The sequence below is a fragment of the uncultured Porphyromonas sp. genome, from assembly GCF_938046015.1.
Classification (GTDB): domain Bacteria; phylum Bacteroidota; class Bacteroidia; order Bacteroidales; family Porphyromonadaceae; genus Porphyromonas.
Genome location: NZ_CALIXW010000011.1, coordinates 1 through 24,864, shown reverse-complemented (window position 1 = coordinate 24,864; position 24,864 = coordinate 1). Strand labels below are relative to the sequence as shown.

At 59.0% G+C, this 24,864-nt stretch carries 18 protein-coding genes; all 18 read left to right on the top strand.

Annotated elements, in window-relative coordinates; genetic code table 11:
- The first annotated feature begins 15 nt into the window (after positions 1-15).
- On the top strand, positions 16-666 hold the full coding sequence (locus Q0248_RS01395; protein WP_299318840.1) for a DUF3256 family protein: 651 nt from the start codon (positions 16-18) through the stop codon (positions 664-666).
- A 16-nt stretch (positions 667-682) separates the two neighbouring features.
- Complete coding sequence (locus Q0248_RS01390; RefSeq protein WP_299318837.1) at positions 683-1,591, top strand: hypothetical protein; 909 nt, start codon at positions 683-685, stop codon at positions 1,589-1,591.
- A gap of 621 nt (positions 1,592-2,212) precedes the next feature.
- A complete protein-coding gene (locus Q0248_RS01385) occupies positions 2,213-3,424 on the top strand; it encodes a uracil-xanthine permease family protein (RefSeq protein ID WP_299318836.1) in 1,212 nt (403 codons plus the stop codon).
- A gap of 54 nt (positions 3,425-3,478) precedes the next feature.
- Positions 3,479-4,186, top strand: coding sequence for a DUF5020 family protein (locus tag Q0248_RS01380; protein ID WP_299318833.1), 708 nt, complete (start codon positions 3,479-3,481; stop codon positions 4,184-4,186).
- A 69-nt stretch (positions 4,187-4,255) separates the two neighbouring features.
- Complete coding sequence (locus Q0248_RS01375; protein WP_299318832.1) at positions 4,256-5,557, top strand: NCS2 family permease; 1,302 nt, start codon at positions 4,256-4,258, stop codon at positions 5,555-5,557.
- 259 nt (positions 5,558-5,816) lie between these two features.
- On the top strand, positions 5,817-8,672 hold the full coding sequence (locus Q0248_RS01370) for a M16 family metallopeptidase (protein WP_299318829.1): 2,856 nt from the start codon (positions 5,817-5,819) through the stop codon (positions 8,670-8,672).
- Positions 8,673-9,457: 785 nt separating this feature from the next.
- Entirely contained in the window at positions 9,458-9,652 is a 195-nt protein-coding gene (rpsU, locus tag Q0248_RS01365; RefSeq protein ID WP_211788838.1) for a 30S ribosomal protein S21, read from the top strand.
- A 311-nt stretch (positions 9,653-9,963) separates the two neighbouring features.
- A complete protein-coding gene (gene mutA / locus Q0248_RS01360) occupies positions 9,964-11,823 on the top strand; it encodes a methylmalonyl-CoA mutase small subunit (RefSeq protein WP_299318824.1) in 1,860 nt (619 codons plus the stop codon).
- 18 nt (positions 11,824-11,841) lie between these two features.
- Positions 11,842-13,998 carry a methylmalonyl-CoA mutase gene (gene scpA / locus Q0248_RS01355; protein WP_299318821.1) on the top strand — a complete coding sequence of 719 codons (2,157 nt, stop codon included), beginning with the start codon at positions 11,842-11,844 and terminating at the stop codon, positions 13,996-13,998.
- A 235-nt stretch (positions 13,999-14,233) separates the two neighbouring features.
- Positions 14,234-14,689, top strand: coding sequence for a hypothetical protein (locus Q0248_RS01350; protein ID WP_299318819.1), 456 nt, complete (start codon positions 14,234-14,236; stop codon positions 14,687-14,689).
- A 451-nt stretch (positions 14,690-15,140) separates the two neighbouring features.
- The gene (locus Q0248_RS01345; RefSeq protein WP_299318818.1) at positions 15,141-16,439 is read left to right on the top strand and encodes an OmpA family protein; all 1,299 of its coding nucleotides are present in this window, start codon (positions 15,141-15,143) and stop codon (positions 16,437-16,439) included.
- 256 nt (positions 16,440-16,695) lie between these two features.
- Positions 16,696-17,685 (top strand): glycosyltransferase family 2 protein, encoded by a 990-nt coding sequence (locus tag Q0248_RS01340; protein WP_299318815.1) that lies wholly within the window; start codon positions 16,696-16,698, stop codon positions 17,683-17,685.
- A 15-nt stretch (positions 17,686-17,700) separates the two neighbouring features.
- Complete coding sequence (locus tag Q0248_RS01335; protein ID WP_299318814.1) at positions 17,701-18,969, top strand: hypothetical protein; 1,269 nt, start codon at positions 17,701-17,703, stop codon at positions 18,967-18,969.
- Complete coding sequence (locus Q0248_RS01330; protein WP_299318811.1) at positions 18,966-20,099, top strand: glycosyltransferase family 4 protein; 1,134 nt, start codon at positions 18,966-18,968, stop codon at positions 20,097-20,099. Before Q0248_RS01335 ends, Q0248_RS01330 begins: the two co-directional genes overlap by 4 nt.
- A gap of 91 nt (positions 20,100-20,190) precedes the next feature.
- Positions 20,191-21,336: a glycosyltransferase family 4 protein gene (locus tag Q0248_RS01325; RefSeq protein ID WP_363316753.1), complete on the top strand. Its 1,146-nt coding sequence runs from the start codon at positions 20,191-20,193 to the stop codon at positions 21,334-21,336.
- 6 nt (positions 21,337-21,342) lie between these two features.
- Positions 21,343-22,455, top strand: a complete 1,113-nt coding sequence (locus Q0248_RS01320) for a glycosyltransferase family 1 protein (protein WP_299318809.1) — start codon at positions 21,343-21,345, stop codon at positions 22,453-22,455.
- Positions 22,456-22,552: 97 nt separating this feature from the next.
- The gene (locus Q0248_RS01315) at positions 22,553-23,620 is read left to right on the top strand and encodes an acyltransferase (RefSeq protein WP_299318807.1); all 1,068 of its coding nucleotides are present in this window, start codon (positions 22,553-22,555) and stop codon (positions 23,618-23,620) included.
- Positions 23,621-23,770: 150 nt separating this feature from the next.
- Positions 23,771-24,196, top strand: coding sequence for an energy transducer TonB (locus tag Q0248_RS01310; RefSeq protein WP_299318805.1), 426 nt, complete (start codon positions 23,771-23,773; stop codon positions 24,194-24,196).
- Positions 24,197-24,864 lie beyond the last annotated feature (668 nt).

Genomic DNA, 24,864 nt, shown 5'->3' with positions numbered 1-24,864 from the left:
CCTTACTCTAGTGATATGATCAAGCGCAGCCTCTATATCCTCTGCCTGCTGCTCCTCGGCTACGCAGGCCTCAGCGCCGAACCTCTACGCAAGCAGCTGCGTAGTGCGCTGGAGACGACGCAGCTGCTGGAGGAATCCCAGCTCGAGACCCTCGACAAGGCCCTTGCCCAGGGCAGCCTACAGCTCCCCCTCCAGCTCGGCGACAGCGTCCAGCTCCTCCGCTACGACGGGCGCAGCCTCATCCTGAGGACTAGCCCAGTCTCACGCGCCAGCGTCCAGCTCATGCCCCTGATGGGTCAGGGGAGGTATGTGCTCGTGGTCGAGCAGGTCAGCTCGCCGCAGACCGACAGTCGGGTGAGCCTCCTGGACTCGGCGGGTCAGGTCGTCACACGTCCCTTCCTCACGCTCCCCACAGCAGAGGATTTCATCCAGAGACTCCGCCTCGACCCGAATTCGGCCGCTACGGTGCGCCTTGGGGAGCTCCTCAGCCCCCTGCACCTCGAGCTCACTTGGGACGATATGGTGGGCTGCCTCTGCGCGCGGCCCTCACTCCTGCTGCAGCCTGAGGACAGCAAGCTCCCGGGGCTACAGGCACTCATCGATCGCCTCCCTCTGCTCCTAGCCCGCTGGTCGGGGAAGGACTTCGCTCCCTTCCAGCATCCCTAATTCTTCACGCCCTTCAATGAAAGTAAAGACCGTCATCATAGGCGCCGCCGTCGTCATCATCGCCCTGATCGTCAGCTTCGTCTTCATCCTACGCCGCGAGCGTGCCACCTTCGCCGAGCAGACCGAGATCATGGCCCAGGAGTCCAAGGACCGTATGCAGGAGGAGCTGACGAAGCTCGCCGCCGAGTACGACATCCAGTATCAGAAGCTCTCCTCTGGCCAGAGCGGCGAGCAGCGCTTCTCGCTCGCTACCGACTCCCTCATCAGCCAGATCCTCGCCGAGCGTGCCAAGGTAGAGCAGCTACAGAAGGAACTCAAGAGCAATAAGGCTACCAGTGCCAAGCGCATCTCCCAGCTCGAGGGCGAGGTCTCGACCCTCCGCAATGTCCTGCGCAGCTACGTCGTGCAGATCGACTCCCTGCAGGCCACCAATGCCCGACTACGCGCCGAGAACAGCGAGGTCAAGGCCAACTACGAGCGCGCCACCAGCCACGCCCAGCAGCTGGCGGGCGAGAAGGAGGAGCTGACCAGTCGTGTCAAGCTCGCCGCCAAGCTCGATGCCACAGCCATCAGCGTCACGCCCCTCGACAAGCGCAATAAGCGGACGAAGCACATCGGCAAGATCACGACGCTCAGCATCCAGTTCACCATCGCCAAGAACGTCACCGCAGCCGTCGGCAACAAGACCATCTACTGCCGCATCATGCAGCCCAACGATGAGCTCCTGGTGAAGCCTGGTGCAGGCACCTTCGCCTTCGAGGGCAAGCAGATCCCCTACTCCATCCGTCGCGAGATCGAGTACAACGGCGAGGAGACGACCCTCAGCATGTACTGGACGGTAGAGGAGAGCCTGCAGAGCGGTACCTACCAGATCCGCTTCTTCGCCGATGGCAACCTCATCGGACACTCGGCCTTCGTCCTCTAGACCCTCCACCGAGTACGCCCCCTAGCGAGCGGCCGCCCGAGCCTTAGGCTTGGGCGGCCGCTCTTCTTTTACCCCTCGGGCTGCCGTCACGGCTAAGGGGCGCCGAGCGGGGTGCCGTCCCTCGCCGAGCTGAGGGATAAGGGGCGCTGGGAAAAGTAATATCATATTTGAAGAAAAGTAATATAACTTTCCGAGGAAAGTTATATAAGAATTGCCGAGAACTTATATTACTTTTCTCAAAAAGTAATATTACTTTCCTCGGCGCGAACCTTGCGGCAGCTCGCCGAGGTTCTTGCGGCAGCTCAGGGAGGGTCTTGCGGCAACTCAGGGAGGAGCTTGTAGCGGTTCGTCGAGGGTCTTGCAGCGGCTCGCCGCCCCACCCCTAGGAGCTCGGTGAGGGCAGGCTGCCCGCCTTAGCCCCCTTAGGCCCTGCTGGGGCGGGGCACCTCAGCGGGTAGAGCTCCGTCTCCCCCCTCAAGCGTGCGCGTGGGCAAGGGCTCGTGGGGCTCAGCAGCGGAGATAACCACGGCGGACAGGAGGGAGCGACAACGCAGGGGGCGTGCTTGGAATAGAGGGATTTGCCGTACTTTTGCGAGCGTAACCCCATCTCATCATCATAGCATGAACCCAAGCACTACGAGCCTCAGCCCCATGCGTAAGGGCGTCGTGGGCGTGCAGTACCTCTTCGTAGCCTTCGGTGCTACGGTGCTCGTACCGCTGCTCGTCGGCCTTGACCCCTCGGCTGCGCTCTTCTCCGCCGGTATCGGCACGCTCCTCTTCCATCTGGTGACCAAGGGTAAGGTACCCATCTTCCTCGGCAGTAGCTTTGCCTTCATCGCGCCCATCATCAGCGCTACCGAGCTCTACGGACTGCCTGGGGCGCTCTTCGGCTGCATCGGGGTGAGCTTCGTCTACTTCCTCATGTCGGCCCTGATCCGCGCCTTCGGCACGCGCTTCATCACACGACTCTTCCCTCCCGTAGTCATCGGGCCCATCATCATGCTCATCGGTCTGTCGCTGTCCTCGGCCGCGGTCAAGATGGCCGAGACCAACTGGACGCTCGCCGTCGTCTCGCTCATCACGGCCATCATCATCACCCTCTACACGCGGGGCATCGTCAAGCTGATCCCCATCTTCCTCGGGATCGTGGTGGGCTACGTAGTGGATCTACTCTTCTTCGAGGTAGATCTGCAGCCCGTGCGGGAGGCCGCATGGCTTGGCCTGCCGCAGTTCATCCTGCCCGCGGGCTTCGAGTGGCGCCCCATCCTCTATATGATCCCCGTGGCGATCGCCCCCGTCATCGAGCACATCGGCGACGTCTATGTGGTGAACAATGTAGCGGGGCACAACTTCGTCAAGGACCCCGGCCTGCACCGCACGATGCTGGGCGACGGGCTGGCCTGCCTCTTCGCCTCACTCATCGGAGGGCCTCCTGTGACGACCTATTCGGAGGTCACTGGGGCGATGTCACTGACGAAGGTGACGGATCCCGTCGTCTTCCGCATCGCAGCGCTGACGGGCATCATCTTCTCCCTCATCGGGAAGGTCAGCGCACTGCTGCGTAGCATCGACCAGGCCATCCTCGGGGGCATCATGCTGCTGCTCTTCGGCACGATCGCTGGGGCAGGCATCTCCAGCCTCCTGCACAGCAAGGTGAAGCTCGACTCGGCCCGCAATGTCGTCATCATCTCCGTAACCCTGACCACGGGGATTGGCGGTGCGGCGCTGCACTTCGGCAGCTTCTCCATGGCAGGCATAGGCCTCTCGGCTATCATCGCCGTCCTGCTGAACCTCATCCTCCCCGAGCGCGCCGAGGACAGAGCCGAGGCCTAGGGACAGTACTCCACGATATATACGGACGCATCAACTAACTATTAAGGAATAAGTATGATCAAGCACTACCTACTCGCTGCCGCCTCGCTCCTCACCCTCGGGAGCCTCTCGGCACAGAATGTACAGCTGCACTACGACCTCGGTCGCAAGCTCAACGGCCAGGATCAGGCCGAGCGCCCCCAGCTGACGACGACGGTCGAACTCTTCCGCGCCGACAAGTGGGGGAACACCTTCTTCTTCGTCGATATGGACTACCGCCGCGAGGGCGTGACCTCGGCCTACTGGGAGATCTCACGTGAGTTCCGCCTCGGCAAGCTCCCCCTGAATCTGCACCTAGAGTACAACGGCGGGCTAAGCAATAGCTTCAGCTACAAGAATGCCTACCTCGTGGGGATCACCTATGCCTACAACCGCCGCGACTATTCGGCAGGCTTCACCCTGACGCCTATGTACAAGTATCTGGCACGTCAGGACCGACCCGACTCCTGGCAGCTGACGGGCACCTGGTACCTCAATCTAGCTGGTGGGCTCTGCACCTTCAACGGCTTCGCCGACCTCTGGGGGGATCGCCACTTCGTCACGGGGAAGAATACCACCATCTTCATCACCGAGCCCCAGCTCTGGCTCAACCTAAACAAGCTCCCAGGGGTAGACCCTGCCTTCCGCCTCAGCGTCGGCACCGAGGTAGAGATCAGCAGCAACTTCGCCGCTATGGACAAGACCATCATCAATCCTACCCTAGCGCTCAAGTGGACCTTCTAGCCCAGCGGCGCGCCCCACGGGGGCTAAGCCGCTAGGAGCCCTATCCTATCTAGCACACACCAGCAGTACATGCAAGCACTCTATCGCCTCGTGGGCTTCGACCCCACGAAGTACAAGCTCCGCACAGAGCTCATGGCAGGTCTGACGACCTTCCTCACGATGAGCTACATCCTAGCCGTCAACCCTGACATCCTCAGCTCTACGGGCATGGACAAGGGGGCGGTCTTCACGGCCACAGCCCTGGCGTCGGCCATCGGGACGCTGCTCATCGCCTTCCTCGCCAAGCTCCCCTTCGCGCAGGCCCCCAGCATGGGGATCAATGCTTTCTTCGCCTTCACCCTCGTCATGGGTATGGGCTACAGCTGGCAGGCCGCACTGGCGGCGGTCTTCGTCGAGGGGATCATCTTCATCCTCCTTACCGTCTTCAACATCCGCGAGCAGATCGTGCGCTGCATCCCGAAGAACCTCCGCTTCGCCATCTCGGCGGGGATAGGCTTCTTCATCGCCTTCATCGGGCTCAAGAATGCAGGCATCATCGTCGCGAGCAAAGCGACCTTCGTCACCCTCGGCGCCTTCACGCCCGTGGCTACACTGGCCGTCATCGGGATCATCCTCAGCGCGGTGCTGATGGTGCTGCGTGTGCGTGGGGCGCTCTTCTACAGCATCATCCTCTGCACGCTCATCGGTATCCCTATGGGCGTGACTGAGATCCCCGAGGGCTTCGTCCCCATATCGCTGCCGAAGTCGATTGCCCCGACCTTCCTGCAGTTCGACTTCGGTGCGCTGCTCAATCTGGATATGGCGCTGACGATCTTCGCCCTAGTCTTCATGGATATCTTCAACACCGTCGGGACGCTCATCGGAGCGGCTGCCAAGACGGAGATGATGGACGATGAGGGCAATGTGCGCCACATCAAGGAGGCCATGCTCGCCGACGCCGTAGCGACCTCCGTGGGCGCTGTCTGCGGTACCTCGACGGTGACGACCTTCGTCGAGAGCAGTGCGGGGATCGCCGAGGGCGGCCGTACGGGGATGACCGCGCTGGCCACAGCAGGGCTCTTCGTCGTATCCCTCTTCCTCGCTCCGCTCTTCCTGCTCATCCCCTCGGCCGCCACTACGGGCGCGCTGGTACTGGTGGGGGTGCTGATGCTGAGCTCCATTCAGGACATCGACCTCATGGATATCTCGGAGGCGATGCCTAGCTTCATCACCGTGCTGACGATGGTGCTGACCTACAACATCGCCGAGGGGATGTCCCTCGGGCTAATCAGCTACACGCTGGTCAAGCTCCTGAGTGGGCAGTGGCGCCAGGTGTCCCTCACCCTCTACATCGTCTCGACGCTGCTCGTGCTGCGCTATATCATGATGTAGTCCCCTAGGGATCACAGAGCAAGGAGGCCTCCTCGCCTAGGGCTGTGCCCATGGCGAGGAGGCCTCTTATTTAGAGCCCCTTAGTGCGTCCCAGCTGGCTAGGGACGAGGCGGAGGCAGCCTCGGGAGGCAGCCCGAGCTCGAGGCGCGGCGCCTCCCCAGCGAGCAGGCAGCACGGGGGAGCGAAATTTGCACTACATTTGCCGATATAATTCAGCTAAAGCATCCTAGTAATCACCTAATCTAAGCACAGAGAGAAGATGAAGCTACAACAGCGCATTCTGACCTTCCTCGCGGTGGTCTCCCTCGGAGTCGCCACCTTCAGCGGGGTCACTCCCCTCAGAGCGCAAGCCCCCCAGAGCATCCCTGCCCTGCCCCTTGATACGGCCGTGCGCATGGGTAAGCTCCCCAACGGCTTGAGCTACTTCATCCGCCATAATGCAGAGCCCCAGGCACGAGCAGAGTTCTACATCGTCCAGCGCGTCGGCTCGATGCAGGAGGAGGATAGCCAGCGCGGGCTGGCGCACTTCCTCGAGCACATTGCCTTCAACGGGACGAAGCACTTCCCTGGCAAGGGCATCGACCACTTCCTGGAAGGCATCGGCGCCAGCTTCGGGAGCAACATCAACGCCTACACCAGCTTCGACGAGACCGTCTACACGCTGATGAACATCCCCGTCCCACGCAAGAGCGTCGTGGATAGCTGCATCCTCATCCTCCACGACTGGAGCAATAGCCTCAGCCTCGAGGACAAGGAGATCGACGCCGAGCGCGGCGTCATCGAGGAGGAGTGGCGCAGCCGTGACAGCGGGGATGCGCGCAATCAGGAGCGTCTACTCGAGCTCGCCTTCCCTGGCAATAAGTACGGCCAGCGCATGCCTATCGGTAAGATGGACATCGTCCGTAACTTCCCCTACCAGGTACTGCGCGACTACTACAAGAAGTGGTACCGCCCCGACCAGCAGGCACTGGTCATCGTCGGGGACATCAATGTAGACGAGGTCGAGGCCTCCATCAAGCGTATCTTCGCCGATATCCCCGCACCCGTGGGAGCGGCCGAGCGCGTCTACGTCCCCGTAGAGAACAACGACCGCCCCATCGTGGCGATTGCCTCTGACCCCGAGGCTACGCAGAACTTCCTGAGCATCATGTACAAGCAGGAGGTCACGCCCCCCGAGATCCGCGCCAGCATCCTCGGCGTCGCCACGAACTACGTCAAGCACATGATCACCGCTATGGCCAACGAGCGCTTCGGCGACATCACGCAGAAGCCCAACGCGCCCTTCCTCAGTGCCTCCATGGATATGGGCCCGCTCTTCGGCCTAGCTAAGACTAAGGACGCCACGGACTTCAACGCTGCCTTCAAGGAAGGTGGCTGGGAGCCTGCCCTCAAGGCGCTGACGGCCGAGATCGTCCGCATCAAGAAGTACGGCTTCAACAAGAGCGAGTACGAGCGTGCCCGCAAGGACTACCTCGTCAATGCGAAGAAGCTCTACAACGAGCGCAACAAGCGTAAGAACAAGGCTTGGGCAGAGGAGTACGTCAGCTACTTCACCGACGGCGGCACCCTGCTGGACATCCCCACCTACTACGACCTCATCAGCAAGATGAGCGAGCAGATAACGCTCGAGCAGATCAATGGCGCTCTAGCCGAGCTCCTGACTGAGGATAACCTCGTGCTCATGCTCTCGAGCGTCAAGAAGGACGGTGTCAAGATCCCCACGGAGGCTGAGTTCCTCGCCGCCTACGAGACGGGCATCCGCCAGCAGGTCGAGCCCCTCAAGGAAGCCGTCAGTGACCAGAAGCTCCTCGATAAGCTGCCGATGAAGGGCAAGGTCGTCAAGGTGCTGAAGGACCAGAAGTACGGCTCCACCGTCTGGACGCTGAGCAATGGCGTACGCGTCGTCCTGAAGAAGACCGACTATAAGGAGGACGAGATCCTGATGAGCGCACAGCGCGGTGGCGGTATCCTCTCGATGACGGCCAGCCCACTGGACAAGAAGCTCGTGAACCAGCTCTCCGACCTCGGGGGGCTTGGGAAGTTCGACGTCACGGCCCTCGGCAAGGCTCTGGCCGGCCGTATCGCCTCCGTCTCGACGAACGTCTCCAACCTCTACGACGACATCAGCGGCTCCAGCTCCAAGGAGGACCTAGAGACCATGCTCCAGCTACTCTACCTCTCGATCACCGCACCTCGCGCCGATCAGGAGGCCTTCAAGACCTGGCAGGAGCAGACCCTCGCAGGCCTGCAGGCAGCTAAGGCGAACCCCCTCTCCTCCCTCGGTGACTCCATCTCCCGCCTCCTCTATCCCAAGAACCCCGAGCGCTATCCGCTCACCGAGGCAGAGGTCAAGGAGGCCAACTACCAGCGTGTGCTGAAGCTCCACCACAGCCACTTCGCTACGGCTGAGGGCTTCACCTACTACTTCGTAGGAAATATCGACGAGGCTACCCTCCGTCCGCTGGTAGAACGCTACATCGCTTCGCTCCCCGTCAAGAAGGGCGTACAGCACAAGGCGCCCTACGATAAGGCCGTCAGGGAGATCCCCGGCACCCACACCAAGGTCTACAGCAAGGAGATGGCTACCCCCACGGGCATCGCGGTGAACTCCCTCTCGGTGCCCACCACCTCCAGCCATAAGGGTATCCTCATCGCCTCCACGCTCTCCTCTATCCTCGACCAGCTCTACACGAAGACGATCCGTGAGGACGAGGGCGGCACCTATGGCGTCAGCGCCAATGTCTCGCTAGGCCGCTACCCCCAGCCCTACTACTCGATGACGGTCCAGTTCCAGACCGAGCCCAGCAAGGTAGAAAAGCTCAACGCGCTCGTCTTCCACGGCCTCGAGGACATCGCCAAGAACGGTCCCAGCCAGGACTACTTCGACAAGGCGATCAAGAACATGGAGAAGGAGCACAGCGAGAGCCTGCGTCGCAACGGCTACTGGCTCAGTCAGCTCCACCACTACTACGGCCAAGGACTGGACCTCGTGACGGACTTCGACCAGGTACGCAAGAGCATCACGCCCGCCGAGGTGCAGGCACTGGCCAAGCAGCTCATCGAGGCTAAGGACCGCATCACCATCTACTTCAAGTCCATCGAGCCTAAGAAGTAGCCTCCCCCTCTAGCGCCGCGGCCTAGCCCTAGGCCCGTGCCGCACACTCCTTCCGACGCTAGCGCCCCTCCAGCCACCTGCTGGAGGGGCGCTCGTCCTTTAGTCCCCTCCCCGAAGCAAGGCCGTCCCTCCCCTCCGCTGGGCCCTAACTCCCCGCCCCCTCCCCCAAGCCACCGAACCAGCTGCCCCTCTAGTGCTAGGCTCGCCCCCCTAAGAAGCTGAACTGGATACTCCTCGGCGCGGAGCTGGCTACCCCTTGCCACCGAGTCCTCCTGAAGGATATCCCTCAGCCTCCCGACCGACGTCCCTCACGGCCGCGAGGGATGACCCTCAGCTCGCTCAGGGATATCACTCACACAGCCCGCCCCTAAGTCGGGGCTCCTCAGCAGCACTTAGCTAGGCTGCTGGCTAGCCTCCTTGAACTGCGACCAACGCCCGCAGCTGATACGCTTAGGCTGCCGCTTCAAGCCTAGCAGTAAGCGCAGAGCAGGGGTACTCGGACAAGGAGCTCTCCGTCCTCCACGCGTAGCACGAGGGCGCCAGCAGAAGCTCGGCAAAGTGCTCGGCATAAGCGCCTAAGGCCCCACACACTTGCCCGAGCGTAGTCTAGCGGGCTAGCTAGCGCCCTTGCCCCTATGGTCACGGCAAAGGGAACGCAGGGCGTGAGCGCGCGCAGAGCCTGCTATTTGCTTATTAGGCAAAGTCTTCGTAAATTTGCGCACCAATAAGAGTGTACTTTGACCACGCAAGAATAAACTATAACAACAAGATAAGCTAAAAGAATTATGATCGTAGTTCCAGTAAAAGAGGGCGAAAACATCGAAAGAGCTCTGAGACGCTTCAAGAGAAAGTTTGAGAAGACGGGTACGATGCGCGCCCTGCGTGCACGTCAGGCCTTCATCAAGCCTTCGGTGGCTCGACGCAAGAAGATGGAGAAGGCCATCTACGTCAAGCAGCTCCACCAGGCTGAAGAGCAGTAGGTCGCCAGAGCCCGAGGCCGAGCGCCTCACCGCAACCCTATATATAAGGTAGGGACGCATGTATAGCCCTCCCTGGAGGAGGCGACAGAGGGAGCAGCTGCACCGCGACAAGTGCGGCCCAAGACTCCACAGAATAGCAAAAAGGAATGTTCGCTGATCAGCCTCCAGGCATGGAGGACGGTCGGCGAACATTCCTTTTATTCCCCTGGTAGGTAGACCCCGGTAGCTGGGCTGGCAGGGGCATGAGGATGTTTCATCCTTTTACGTTACCTTTGTGGATATAAATAATCAATTCACTAAATTGAACTATTATGGCAACTGACAAAGAACGGTTACTAAGCGAATTCCCTGCCATTAGCACACAGGAATGGAAGGACAAGATCGTAGCCGACTTGAAGGGAGCAGACTTCGACCGCAAGCTCGTTTGGCGTACCAACGAAGGGTTTAACGTGAACCCCTTCTACCGCCGCGAGGACATCGAAGGCCTCTCCACCCCCAAGGTAATGCCTGGTGAGTACCCCTACGTACGCTCCACGCGTATGGATAATGAGTGGCTCGTGCGTCAGGACATCACGGTACACGACGCCGGTGAGGCTAATGCCAAGGCGCTCGACATCCTCAACAAGGGTGTGACCTCCCTGGGCTTCAAGCTACAGCGCGACCAGGTAAACAAGGAGACGCTCAGCGTCCTGCTCAAGGGCATCATGCCCGAGGCGATCGAGCTGAACTTCTCCTGCTGCATCTCTGTAGCTAGCCAGCTGGCTGGCGAGCTCGCTGCTTACTTCGCTAGCACAGGAGCGGATGTCAAGCAGTGCAAGGGCTCGATCAACTTCGACCCCTTCAAGAAGCAGCTCGTCAAGGGTATCTCCAACCCCCAGTGGGCAGACGCTGCAGCGAGGATCCTCGAGGCTATCCGTCCCCTCCCCGGCTACCGCGTGCTGACGGTCAACGCCCTCAGCCTCAACAACGCTGGTGCCTATATCTACCAGGAGCTGGGCTACGCCCTCTCCATCGGTGCTGAGCTCATCGACAAGCTCACCGAGCGCGGCTTCTCGATCGAGGAGCTGACGAGCCGCATCAAGTTCGTCTTCGGCGTCGGATCCAACTACTTCATGGAGCTGGCTAAGTTCCGCGCAGCACGCTGGCTCTGGGCCGAGATCGTCGGCGCCTACGGCGACCAGTACAAGGGCGAGGCGGCCAAGATCCACATGCAGGCCGTCACCTCCACCTGGAACAAGACCATCTACGACGCACACGTCAACCTGCTCCGCACGCAGACCGAGGCTATGTCGGCTTCGCTGGGCGGTGTAGACTCCATCACGGTACAGCCCTTCGACGTCACCTATCAGGAGTCCGACAGCTTCTCCGAGCGTATCGCACGCAACCAGCAACTGCTTCTCAAGGAGGAATGTCACTTCGACAAGGTCATCGACCCCGCTGCAGGCTCGTACTACGTAGAGCACCTGACGAACTCGATCGCCGACGAGGCCTGGAAGCTCTTCCTCTCCGTAGAGGAGGAAGGCGGCTTCGCCGTAGCTGCTGAGGCAGGCGAAGTGCAGAAGGCCGTCAACGCCAGCAACGCTAAGCGTCATGCCGCTGTAGCTGCACGTAAGGAGATCTTCCTCGGGACGAACCAGTTCCCCAACTTTACCGAGACGGCAGCGCAGAAGCTCCCCGCCGTAGCTCCCGCCGCTCACAGCTGTGGCTGCGGTACGGCCACCATCGAGGCGCTGAACTTCGACCGCGGCGCCTCCGAGTTCGAGGCACTGCGCCTGGCTACCGAGCGCAGCGGCAAGGAGATCAAGGTCTTCATGCTGACGATCGGGAACCTAGCCATGCGCCTGGCTCGCTCGCAGTTCTCCAGTAACTTCTTCGCCTGCGCTGGCTACAAGGTCCAGGACAACCTCGGCTTTACTACCGTCCAGGAGGGCGTAGACGCAGCACTCGCAGCAGGCGCCTCCATCGTCGTCCTCTGCTCGAGCGATGATGAGTACGCCGAGTTCGCGCCCGAGGCCTACAAGTACCTCGCAGGTCGCGCAGAGTTCGTCGTAGCTGGTGCCCCCGCCTGCATGGATGACCTCAAGGCAGTAGGCATCGAGCACTTCATCAACGTCAAGAGCAACGTCCTAGAGACGCTCCGCCAGTTCAACCACAAGCTGGGTATTAACTAATAGGGAAGGACGAAAGAAATGAAACCACAATTCAAGAACATTGATATCAAGTCTGCGGGCTTCGCACAGACCTGCCCCGTGGAGTGGGCTGCGAAGCAGAGCAACGACGCCGTATGGCGTACGGCCGAGCAGATCCTCGTCAAGCCCGTCTATACGGCCCACGACCTCGAGGGCATGGAGCACCTGGACTACGCCTCTGGTCTGCCCCCCTACCTCCGTGGCCCCTATAGCGGTATGTACGCGATGCGTCCCTGGACGATCCGTCAGTACGCTGGCTTCTCGACGGCCGAGGAGTCCAATGCCTTCTACCGTCGTAACCTCGCCGCAGGTCAGAAGGGGCTGTCCGTAGCCTTTGACCTTGCGACCCACCGTGGCTATGACGCCGACCACTCGCGTGTCGTCGGTGACGTCGGTAAGGCTGGGGTATCCATCTGCTCGCTGGAGGATATGAAGGTACTCTTCGACGGGATCCCCCTCAACAAGATGTCCGTCTCGATGACGATGAACGGCGCCGTGCTGCCCGTCATGGCCTTCTACATCAACGCTGGGCTCGAGCAGGGCGCTAAGCTCGATGAGATGGCTGGGACGATCCAGAACGATATCCTCAAGGAGTTCATGGTGCGTAACACCTACATCTACCCACCCGAATTCTCGATGCGTATCATCGCCGACATCTTCGAGTACACGTCGCAGAACATGCCTAAGTTCAACTCGATCTCCATCTCCGGCTACCACATGCAGGAGGCCGGTGCTACGGCGGATATCGAGATGGCTTACACGCTGGCTGACGGGCTCGAGTACCTCAAGGCAGGGATCGCCGCTGGTATCCCCGTGGACAAGTTCGCCCCACGTCTGTCCTTCTTCTGGGCCATCGGTATGAACCACTTCATGGAGATCGCCAAGATGCGTGCTGCACGCTGCCTCTGGTCCAAGATCGTCAAGCAGTTCAACCCCGAGAACCCCAAGAGCCTCGCGCTGCGTACCCACAGCCAGACCTCTGGCTGGTCACTCACCGAGCAGGACCCCTTCAACAACGTCGGTCGTACCTGTATCGAGGCCATGGGTGCTGCCCTTGGGCACACGCAGTCGCTCCACACCAACGCCCTGGACGAAGCGATCGCTCTGCCTACGGACTTCTCCGCTCGTATCGCTCGTAACACCCAGATCTACATCCAGGAGGAAACGATGATCTGTAAGGAGATCGACCCATGGGCTGGCTCCTACTACGTGGAGAGCCTGACCAACGAGCTCATGCACAAGGCCTGGGAGCACATCAAGGAAGTCGAGAGCATGGGCGGTATGGCTAAGGCTATCGAGACGGGTCTACCGAAGATGCGTATCGAGGAGGCTGCAGCCCGCACGCAGGCTCGTATCGACTCCCGCCAGCAGGTCATCGTCGGGATCAATAAGTATCGTCTCGAGAAGGAAGATCCTATCGACATCCTCGAGATCGACAATACGGCTGTACGCCTCCAGCAGATCGAGCGCCTCAACGAGCTGCGCAAGAACCGCGATGAGGCTGCTGTCAAGGCTGCCCTCGAGGCCATCACGCACTGCGTAGAGACCAAGGAAGGCAACCTCCTCGACCTCGCCGTCAAGGCTGCAGCGCTGCGCGCTTCGCTCGGTGAGATCTCCGACGCCTGCGAGAAGGTCGTCGGTCGCTACAAGGCTATCATCCGTACGATCTCAGGCGTGTACTCATCAGAATCTGGCGAAGACAAGGACTTCGCACGTGCTAAAGAACTGGCGAAGAAGTTCGCCGAGAAGGAAGGGCGTCAGCCTCGTATCATGATCGCCAAGATGGGTCAGGACGGGCACGACCGTGGTGCTAAGGTGGTAGCTACTGGCTACGCTGACTGCGGCTTCGACGTCGACATGGGTCCCCTCTTCCAGACGCCAGAGGAAGCAGCCCGCCAGGCTGTCGAGAACGACGTACACGTCATGGGTGTCTCCTCCCTCGCAGCAGGGCACAAGACGCTCATCCCTCAGGTCATCGAGGAGCTGAAGAAGCTCGGCCGTCCCGACATCCTCATCACCGCCGGTGGTGTGATCCCTGCTCAGGACTACGAGTTCCTCTACAACGCTGGCGTTGCCGCTATCTTCGGCCCTGGTACGCCTGTGGCTTACTCCGCCGCCAAGGTGCTTGAGATCCTCCTCGGGGAGGACGCTCAGTAGCCTCTACCCTATAAGAAGGCCGCCCCTATCCTCAGCTGAGGGTAGGGGCGGCTTTTTTTGTTCCTAAATCTAAGCGTAAGCCTCGGCTTCGCCTCTCCAGGGCTTGAACTGACCTCAGAGCCTACCTGAGACTAGGGAGCTCTACAGCCAAAGTACCAACTATTAGGGATTGCGAGCGAGCTCTATTCGCCTTTCCTTTGTCCCACTTAATAGGAACAAATCAAGAAGAAACACTATGCGCACTACGCTTAGCCTACTCGGACTACTCCTCCTCGGAGGCCTCGGCCTTAACTCTTGCTCTCAGACCAGCCACGAGCAGCAGGCTGCGACCCAAGCCGCAGCCGACAGTCTTCACCTGCTTGGCAGTGAATGGACCGAGGGCACGGGACAGATCAGCCTCCGCTTCACCTCCGCCGAGGAGCTCCACTTCACCTATGCCCCATCGGGCGCCCCGATGACGCTGCAGGAGGACCTCGACTACCGCATCGAGGGTGACAGTATCTTCATCGAAGACTACAGCAAGATCAGCCCCATGGGGAGCGTGACCATCCTCAAGGGCTTCAAGGGCCGCCTCACCACCAAGGAGATCCACGCCGACTTCACCAGCGTCGATCCCCAGCCGAACCCCAACGGGGGGCATCCCAGCTTCGCCGATATCCAGCTGAAGGGCGTCGTCTTCACCCGCAAGTAAGCCCTCTTCTGCCCTTAGCATACCCACTGCTCGGAGCGGCTGGAGTAAGCGCCTACAAGCAGGGCTCCTGAGGGATATCAGTGGGAGCGCTGAAGGGCGCCAGTCACGAGCTGGAGGGACGGCAGTCAGCTGACTGAGGGATAACCCTCGCAGCACCCGGAGCTAAGCATCACCTCACACTACCCTTTTGCCCCCTTGGTCCACGCGAGCCCTCAAGTCCCGGCAGCTCACCTGCTAGACTAGCCTTTAGACTTAGAGCTTAAGGCTGATTTCTCTTGCCAGCAGGTCACCTCATAGATTTTATCTATCGCTAGGAACACACGCCTCTAGCCCCGAGAGTGTATAAATTTGAGAAAAGTATTATCTTTGTGTCAGCATAAGTAGCTCCACATTAGGAGCTCCCCTTATGCGGGATATTATCTTTTCATAGAAATTACTAATTACACAACGTATGGTAAGAAGTACTTTAACTGCGGCAGCACTTTGCCTCCTTTCCGTCCAGGCTGTATCGGCACAGGAAATGGTATCGGACTCCGTCTACACGGTAGAGACTAAGACCACCGATCGTCACCTCGTCCAGACGAATAGATTTGGCTCGAACTGGTTCCTCGGAGCTGGCGTAGGAGCGCAGATTTATTTTGGGGACCACGACAAGCAGATGCGCTTCGGCGATCGCCTGACGCCTAACTTCGAAGTCAACTTCGGTAAGTGGTTCACGCCTGGCATCGGGATTCGTCTCGGGGCAAACGGCTACAAGATCAAGGGTGTAGCAGGTTGGGACAACCACTCGCTCGCCAATCCTAGCGCCAACTACGGGAACTACGGCGGCTTCATCAAGGAGCCTCTCAAGGTATACCCTCATGCCAACGTAGGCTATCCTCTCTACGAGACGGAGATGGAGTACATCCACGCGCATGCTGACGTCATGCTCAACCTGTCGCAGCTGATCTGCGGCTACCGCGAGGATCGCTTCTACTCCTTCATCCCCTATGCTAGCGTCGGATACGCTGGGAGTCTCAACAAGTCGAGCGTCACGGGACGCCGCTCCAACGAGCTCGTTGGTGGTGGGGGTATCCTGAACCGCTTCCGTCTCAGCAGCGCATGGGATCTCAATCTGGACATCCGTGCTACCTATACGGGTGAGCACTTCGACCAGGAAGATGCCGCTATCGACCCCCAGAAGAATCGCCCTACAGTCATCGCTGGGAAGCAGGCTGAAGGTCTCCTGACGGCCACACTCGGTCTGAGCTACAACTTCCCCCGTCGCGGCTGGGATCGCAGCACGGTGACGACCATCCGTGTCAATGAGAACGTCCTCCAGGGCCTACGCAACCGCATCGGCAACCTCGAGAACGAGAACAAGGAGCTGACGCGCCAGCTGGAAGAGGCCCTCAACCGCAAGGTCACGGCCGAGAACGTAGCTGCTATGCCGCTGCTGATCACCTTCACCATCAACCGCTACACCCTGACGAACAAGGACCGTGTGAACCTCGGCTTCCTGGCTGACGTCCTGAAGGCTAACCCCAAGATGGTCTACTCGATCAAGGGCTATGCTGACAGAGGTACGGGTCGCGCTAAGCGTAATGAGTTCCTCGCTGAGAAGCGTGCTCAGGTCGTCTACGACTGCCTCGTCAATGAATTCGGCGTACCTGCAGCTCAGCTCAAGCGTGAGGCTCTGGGTGGCGTAGGGAATATGTACTACAACGATCCTCGTTGCAGCCGCTCGGTACTGACGAAGATCGCTGAATAAGACCGATCGGGCAGGCTATGCTCGGCACTTCTATCTAGATCGACCAGAGCACCTTCCCGATATAGTCATAGAGACCTCCCTCTCGCCTCGGATATACACCCTATATCTCAGGCCTGAGGGAGGTCTTACCTTTTACTAACGAATTACTTAGGACGGGCTATCCTAGAGCTACCTTTGCCCCCGCCACCGAGCAGGCAGCAGAGGATCGCTAGATGAGCCAAGCCCCCTCTAGTTCTACCCGCTGACACAGACCAGTATGTCCTCATCCTTACTCTCGGTCATCATCCCGCTCTACCGTGCTGAGAGCACCCTCGCAGCCTGTATCGAGCAGCTCCTAGCACAGACGCGCAGCCAGGCTCAGCTCGTCTTCGTCGACGACTGTAGCCCCGACGGCTGCTGGGCTCTTCTTAATGAGGTACGCCCACAGCTAGAGGCCCGTGGCTACACCGTCACGCTGCTGCGCCATGAGGTGAACGGCGGGGTCGCTGTAGCACGTAATACCGGGATCGACGCCGCCCGAGGGGAGTACATCTATGCGCTGGATGCAGATGACCTATTCGTTCCCCAGACGCTAGAGCTCATCGAGCAGCGCATTGAGCAGACGGGGGCAGATCTCATCGGCTGCAACTGGATCCTTCAGCAGGGGCAGAGCAAGCGCCTCATGTACCAGGCAGCAGTCACTACGGGCAAGGAGGCCTGGCAGGCGCTCTGCCATGGGAGCCTAAGGTGGAACCTATGGCTGTGGGCCTTCCGCCGCAGCTTACTCCAAGAGGACGGAGGAGAGCTCCGCTTCATCCCCAGAATGAACATGGGTGAGGATCTAGGGCTCATGGGAAAGCTCTTCCTCAAGGCCGGGCGTGTAGAGATGATCCCAGAGCACCTCTATGCCTATGTACGCAACGAAGGGCAGCAGACCAATCACTATAGCGAGCTCCACTGGAAGCAGCTGCGGGCCAATCTCCAGTCTCTCGAGGACTACATCCAGCAGCATCAGCTCCACGAGGCAGCCTCTGACCTAGCCTTCCTCAAGCTCCAGCTGAAGCTGCCGCTACTGGTCAGCGGACGCCGTGATGACTACGATCGCTGGCAGCAGCTCTACCCCGAGGCCAACAAGGCTATAGCTCACGTGGGAGGCGGCATCCACACCCGTCTCCTTCAGCGCATGGCTGGGCTCGGTCAGTACTGGTATGTATGGCTCTACTACCGCGTCGTCCTCAAGGGACTTTACTCCCTCCTATACCGATAATCTATAGCAGACACTATGTGGAAGGCACTTAGAGTATTTCTCATTGGCGTTGTCCTTACGGGTTCGTACTATTCCTTCGAATTTGCATTTGGATCGTCCATCCCGAATACCAAGATACAGCTAGCCGCGATCGGGTTCCTTTGGTATCTCTTCGACACCTTTAGAGCGAGGAAAGGGGTTCCCTTCTCCCCCATTCTCCTAGGCAGTGCGATCCTAGCTCTGCTCTACTCGATCATCAACCTAATCGCAGTAGACCTGAATAACACAAGCGACTATTCCTACGCCAACTACCTCTTCTCCTTCTTCACCTGGGTCTTCAGTGCCTACCCCGCAGTAGCACTGATCCGCCTAGAGCATGGTAAAGTGTCCTTTAGGCTCCTCGTGCTCTACCTCACTGGGGCTACCCTCTTCCAGTGTATCAGTGCGATACTCATTGACCAGAACCCCTCTATCGACGAATTCGTCAGCTCGATCGTCGCCTGGGATGCCAAGCTCACACAGGAGTCCGACCGTCTCAACGGCTTCAGCACCGCTCTTGACCCGGCTGGGGCACGCTTTGCCTTGGTTATCATTATGATCATGGCGGCGATCTCTGTAGACAAGGAGATCAAGGAGCGACCTGGGGAACTCTACTTCCTTGTCCTCTCAATCTTCCTCATCACGGCCTTGGGGAGTATGGTCTCACGTACCACCTCTACAGGGACAGCCGTTGGGCTACTCATCCTCTCACTATACAGCATGGGAGGAGCTAGCACTGAGACACGGCGTATGGGTCCCATCATAGCTGCTTTTATTGGCTTTGCCATCATTGGCTTTAGTGTGGGGGCCTACCTCTACAATACCGACCCTTACTACTACGAGATCTTCCGCTTCGCCTTCGAGGGCTTCTTCAACTTGGCGGAGAAGGGTGAGTTCACCACGAACTCTTCCGAGATTCTCCAGACGATGTGGATATGGCCTAAGGATAACTTCGGCTGGATCATCGGCACCGGGCTGTACGACAACTGGGTCTATGGCTCCGACATCGGCTACTGCCGTCTCATCCTCTACTCAGGACTGACGGGCTTCGTCGTGTTCGCCTTGATGTTCGTCTTCCTCGCCTACCGCTTCATGGTGAAGTACCCTGAGTATCGCTTGATGTTCCTTGCCTTCGGGGCGATGACCTTCATCATCTGGATCAAGGTATCTACGGATATCCTCATGATCTACACCTTCTTCCTCTGGCTTACACCTGAGGACGAAGACTACATTCATTCTCATAGCATTGCGCCCTCTGTCGCATGAAGATCGTCTATTGTATCCCCGCCACTTGCAACTCAGGGGGGATGGAGCGTGTCCTAGCACGCAAGGCCAATTACCTAGCAGAGCTGGGACATGAGCTCATTTTCATCACGACCGACCAGCGTGGACGCCAGCCTTTCTTTGAGCTCCACCCGAGTATCGTCTCCTATGACCTAGGGATTGACTACGATGCCAACAATGGATCGGGACTACTGAGCAAGCTAACCCAGTACCCACGCAAGCACCGCCTGCATCGCCAGCGCCTCACGGAGCTGCTGCTGAAGCTCAAGGCCGACATCGTCATCTCCATGTTTGGTGACGATGCCTCCTTCCTCCCCAGCATTCAGGACGGCAGCCATAAGGTCCTCGAGTACCACTTCGCTAAGTACAAGCGCCTCCAGTACGGGCGCCGCGGACTATGGCGCCTCATCGACCGGCTGCGCACGAAGTGGGATGAGCGCACCGTACGCCCCTTCGACAGCTTCGTCGTGCTCACCGAGGAGGATGCCGCAGCATGGGGCGCGCTACCTAACCTTAGGGTCATCCCCAACCCCCTACCTTTCTATTCGGATAGCCCTTCGGACTGCAAGGCGCGTCAGCTGCTCGCGATGGGACGCTACGACGACCAGAAGCACTTTGACCTCTTGATCAATCTCTGGGCCCAGCTAGAGCCCGAGTATCCTGAGTGGCGCCTCGTCATCGCGGGAGATGGGAAGCTGCGCCCCGAGCTCTCCGCTCAAGTCAAGTGTCTTGGCCTCAAGAGCGTCGAGCTCATGCGCCCGACCCATCAGGTGCAGGAGCTGTATCGCGCCTCCTCTACCTACGTGATGACCTCACGCTACGAGGGGCTACCCATGGTATTGATCGAAGCCCAGCAGATGGGCCTACCCATTGTATCCTTTGCCTGCCCCTGTGGTCCACGTGACGTGATCACTGATGGTGTCGACGGCTACCTCTTGGAGGTCGGCGACCACGCAGGCTTCATCCAAGCACTACGTCGCCTCATGGATAGCGAAGCCGAGCGCCAGCGTATGGGCGCTGCAGCACGCATCGCCTCCGAGCGCTACGACCTAGAGCACATTATGAAGAGCTGGTTAGCACTCTTCGAAGAATTAACCAGAGCCAAGCTGTAGACTTCGTTGCTGCGACCCTCACTTACCTTATCACATAAACTAATTTTACCGCCCGAGGGAACTTAACCACCCTCCACTCTTTGCTCAGCATATGAAAATCGTCTATTGTATTCAGGGGACATACAACTCAGGGGGCATGGAACGAGTCCTTTCCCGCAAGGCGAACTATTTGGCTCAAGCTGGTCATGAAATCGTCATCATCAGCTTCAATCAGCAAGGGCGTAAGCCATTCTTTGAGCTTCACCCCAATATAGTATGCTACGATCTCGCGATCCCATACGAGCAGTATCAAAAACCAGGGATACTCAATAGGCTAGCATTATATGTACGCTTTCCCCAGCTGCACAGCCTACACCGTAAGCGCCTTGAGCAATTACTGCTTCAGCTCAGGGCCGACATCGTCATATCGATGTTCAACGAAGAAGCATCCTTTCTCCCTTCTATACAAGACGGGAGCCATAAGATCCTAGAGTTCCATTTCTCCAAGCACAATGGCCTTAAGGACCTTCGTCGCGGCATATGGAGACTCATTGATGAGCTGCGGGCGAAAAAGGACGAGCGTATCGTTCGACCTTTTGATCGTTTTGTTGTACTCACTGAGGAGGACGCTACTTTATGGGGCGCGCTACCCAACCTTAGGGTCATCCCCAACCCCCTACCTTTCTATTCGGATAGGCCTTCGGACTGCACGGCACATCAGCTGCTGGCGATGGGACGCTACGACGACCAGAAGCACTTTGACCTCTTGATAGGTCTGTGGGCTAAGCTAGCACCTGAGTATCCAGACTGGAGGCTTGTAATCGCTGGGGATGGTAAGCTACGCCCCGAGCTCACAGCGCAAGTCGAGCGTCTTGGGCTCAAGAACATCGAGCTCATGCGCCCTACGAACCAAGTGCAAGACCTTTATCGCGCTTCCTCTATTTATGCGATGACGTCACGATATGAAGGGATGGGCTTAGTTCTCATCGAAGCCCAGCAAATGGGTATCCCATCCGTCGCCTTTGCCTGCCCCTGTGGTCCACGTGATGTGATCACTGATGGTGTCGACGGCTACCTCTTGGAGGTCGGTGACCACGCAGGCTTCATCCAAGCACTACGTCGCCTCATGGATAGCGAAGCCGAGCGCCAGCGTATGGGCGCTGCAGCACGCATCGCCTCCAAGCGCTACGACCTAGAGCATATTATGAAGAGCTGGTTAGCACTCTTCGACGAGCTCGTCCATTCCAAGCAATCCTAACAAATCATGAGTCGCATCGTCATCTCTGCTATCAGCCTACGCAAGGGCGGTACCCTCACCATCCTGCGTCAGTGCCTCGAGTACCTCTCCCAGCGCAGCGCTCAGACCGGAGACGAGATCATAGCCCTCGTACACCGCCGAGACCTTTGTGATTATCCCAACATCCGCTACATCGAGCTCCCCGAGGCCATTTCTAGCTGGGGGAGCAGACTAAGCTACGAGTACCGCAAGCTACTGCCGATCTCTGAGGAGCTCGCACCCGTGGACCTATGGCTGTCGATGCACGACACTACTCCACGCATCAAGGCACGCCGCCAGGCCGTCTACTGCCAGACCTCCTTCCCCTTCATGCGCTGGCGCTTCCGAGATTTCCGCTACGACCCTAAGATCCCCCTCTTTGCCCTCTTCACCCGTCTGGTGTACCGCTATCGCGTGCATCACAATCGCTACCTCATCGTACAGCAGGAGTGGCTACGCGAGGGACTGAGCAAGCTCCTCGGCGTGGCTCCCGAGCGCTTCATCGTAGCGCCACCCGCCGCCCCAGTACTGGAGCTGCAGGATCGGGTGACGCACGACGAAGCGACGCCCTACACCTTCCTCTACGCGGCGACGCCCGATGCGCATAAAAACTTTGAGACCCTTTGCCATGCCTCGGCGCTTCTGGAGAAGCGCGTCGGGAAGGGACGCTTCCGCACCGTGCTGACCATCTCGGGCAAGGAGAACAAGTACGCCGAGAGCCTCTACGAGCGCTGGGGGAGCTGCGAGAGCATCGTCTTCCGTGGCTTCCTCTCCCGCGAGGAGCTACGCCAGCAGTATGCCGACACGGACTGCATGGTCTTCCCCTCACGTATCGAGACCTGGGGGCTACCCCTCTCCGAATTTAAGGGCTACGAGCGTCCTATGCTGGTCAGCGACCTGCCCTTTGCCCACGAGACGACCTCGGGGGCTAAGGCTGTGGCCTTCTTCCCGCCAGAGAATGCCACACGTCTCTCGCAGCTGATGCAGGAGATGCTCGAGGGAGACACCCGCGAGCTCCACCCCGTCCCCGTTCGCAGTAAGGGCGAGCCGACAGCAGCCTCTTGGGCTGAGCTCTTCGATCTGCTGCTCGCAGGGCTCTAGCCTCTACACTCCCTACAACTAATACTTCACCATCAGACGCGAGCGCTGGGGCATACGCTAGCCGCCAGTGCTCGCGTCCTTGTATACCTAGGTCTCTATGAAGCAACGCCTGCTCCACCTAGACGCTATCAAGGGCCTTGCCATCCTACTGGTCATCATGGGGCACATTCATATCTTTGCCGCTCGGGCGGAGCACCCCATGTATAGCTACTTCATGGCCTTCATCAAGGCCGTGCACATGCCGCTCTTCTTCCTCATCGCAGGTTACTTCTCGCAGCGTCCCGTCAGCACGCTACCTCAGCTGGGGCGATATCTCAAGGATAAGACCATTCGCCTCATCACTCCTGCCCTCCTATTCCTAGGCCTCTTGACACTATGGAATAGAGGCACCATAGACCTGAGCCCGAAGGAGCTCTTGGAGACGCACTATTGGTTCACCCCCGCCCTCTTCATCTACTTCCTCGTCTTTCTCCTACAGCGCTGGGGGATTGATCAGATCGTAGAGCGTCTAGGCGCTAAGGCAAGCAAGGCGCTAGAGCTAGGCCTACACGGAGCGGCAACGATCGCACTCTGCTATACCCTCACGGAGCTACCGCTCTATCGCTCCAGCTTATGCTCCCTAGACCTAGAGCGCCTTCGGGTGACGATGGCCTGCCTCTATCCCTACGTGGTCATCGGCTTTCTCATCGGGCGGCTCGAGCTGCTGCCCAAGCTGCAGAGCCATATAGCGGGGGGCATCTCCTTCGTCCTACTACTGTTCAGCTTAGGAATTCTGCGCTACTACAGCTACGATACGCCCTACCTATCCTACGGGCTGTGGCACAATGATCGCCTGATGGCCCTCTCCTTCTTCGCCTTCCTCGTCTATACCTTCGGCCTCATGACGGAGGGCAGCAGCAGGCTCGGCAAGGCCTTCGTCTTCCTCGGGAACTGGTCGCTGCCGATCTACCTCGTGCACTACTTCTTCATCCCCATCCTGCCTCCGCTAGACACGCTGCTCCCTGCTCTGGCGCCCGCGACACGCCTGCCGCTGGAGCTGCTCCTCTACTTCGCAGGGGCCCTCGTGACGCTGCTCCCGACGCTCGCCGTCATCTACTGCCTCAAGTTCAATCCCTACCTAGACTTCTTGCTCTTCGGGGAGAAGGATAGACTCAAGAAGGGCTAGACTAAGGCCTCCCGCCTCGAGAAAGAAACATAGAGTCCGCCTAAGCACAGCCTCGGGGACATCATGACGAAATAAATACTACTTTTGTAACAGGATGCTATACGCATCCTGTCGCTTTCGTTATTAACCCTTTAATGCTACACTAACTCTATGAAGAAAGCTCTTTTCCTAGGCCTGGGCCTCTGCCTCCTGGCACTCCCTGGCCTCAGCCCTGACGCACAGGGTCAGCAGCCATCCAGCCATCTACAGCAGGAAGACCAAAAGATCTACGAGGTCGTCGACACCGAGCCCGGCTTCCCTGGAGGTATGAGCGCCATGATGAAGTACCTCGCGGAGAACATTCGCTACCCCGAGGCAGCCGTCAAGGCAGGTAAGCAGGGACGCGTCATGGTCAGCTTCGTCGTCGAGGCCGACGGATCGATCTCGCACGCCAAGGTCGCCAGAGGCATCTCTGCCGATCTCAACAAGGAGGCTCTACGCGTAGTCCGTGCCATGCCCAAGTGGGAACCTGGACGCCATCAGGGTAAGGTCGTCCGCACGCGTTACGTGCTTCCCGTCGTCTACCGCCTCAAGTAAGCTAAGCCCCTGAGGCCCTCCCTACGAGAGCGCCCAGCAGAGTGTATCGACTCTGCTGGGCGCTCTTCGTTTGGGGGGTGGAGCTGGGATAGAGGCAAGGCGCACCGCCCAGCCTCAGAAGCCCGAGCCTCTAGTGGGACGGAGCTCCATTATAATAAGGAGGGAAGCCTCAGCAATAGGAGGAGGGAAGAAAGTAATATAATAATGCGGGGAAAATAATATAATAATCAGCCAAAAGTTATATTATATCACACCAGAAGTTATATTACTTTTTCCAAGAACTTATATAATAAAGTTCCGTCCCCCTTAGGTCGGAACTTCCTCCGCCTAGACTATACCCTCTGCGAGACTAGGACGGTACTGGCGCGCGTTCCTTTTATGGGCTCGCCTTTGCCTGGCTCTCGGGCGGCCTCCCCTAGGCTTGAGCGTCGTCCACTCTGCCCGCTCCCTTGAGCGACACCAACCGAGTAGGGCGCCCCCTACGCGCTGATCGCTTCCCCCGGCAAAGCCGACAACTCCCCGTGGGCTGTGCCCAAGCAAGCCCAGCCACGAGGCGCCCCCCACCCAGCGGCCCTCGGAGCCAGCCGCAGCGACAGGCGCTCAGCGCTCCCCGGGTACTGCCGCGTGGGGAATTCTTTATACCTTTGTGGCTTAGTGGATAGAGCATG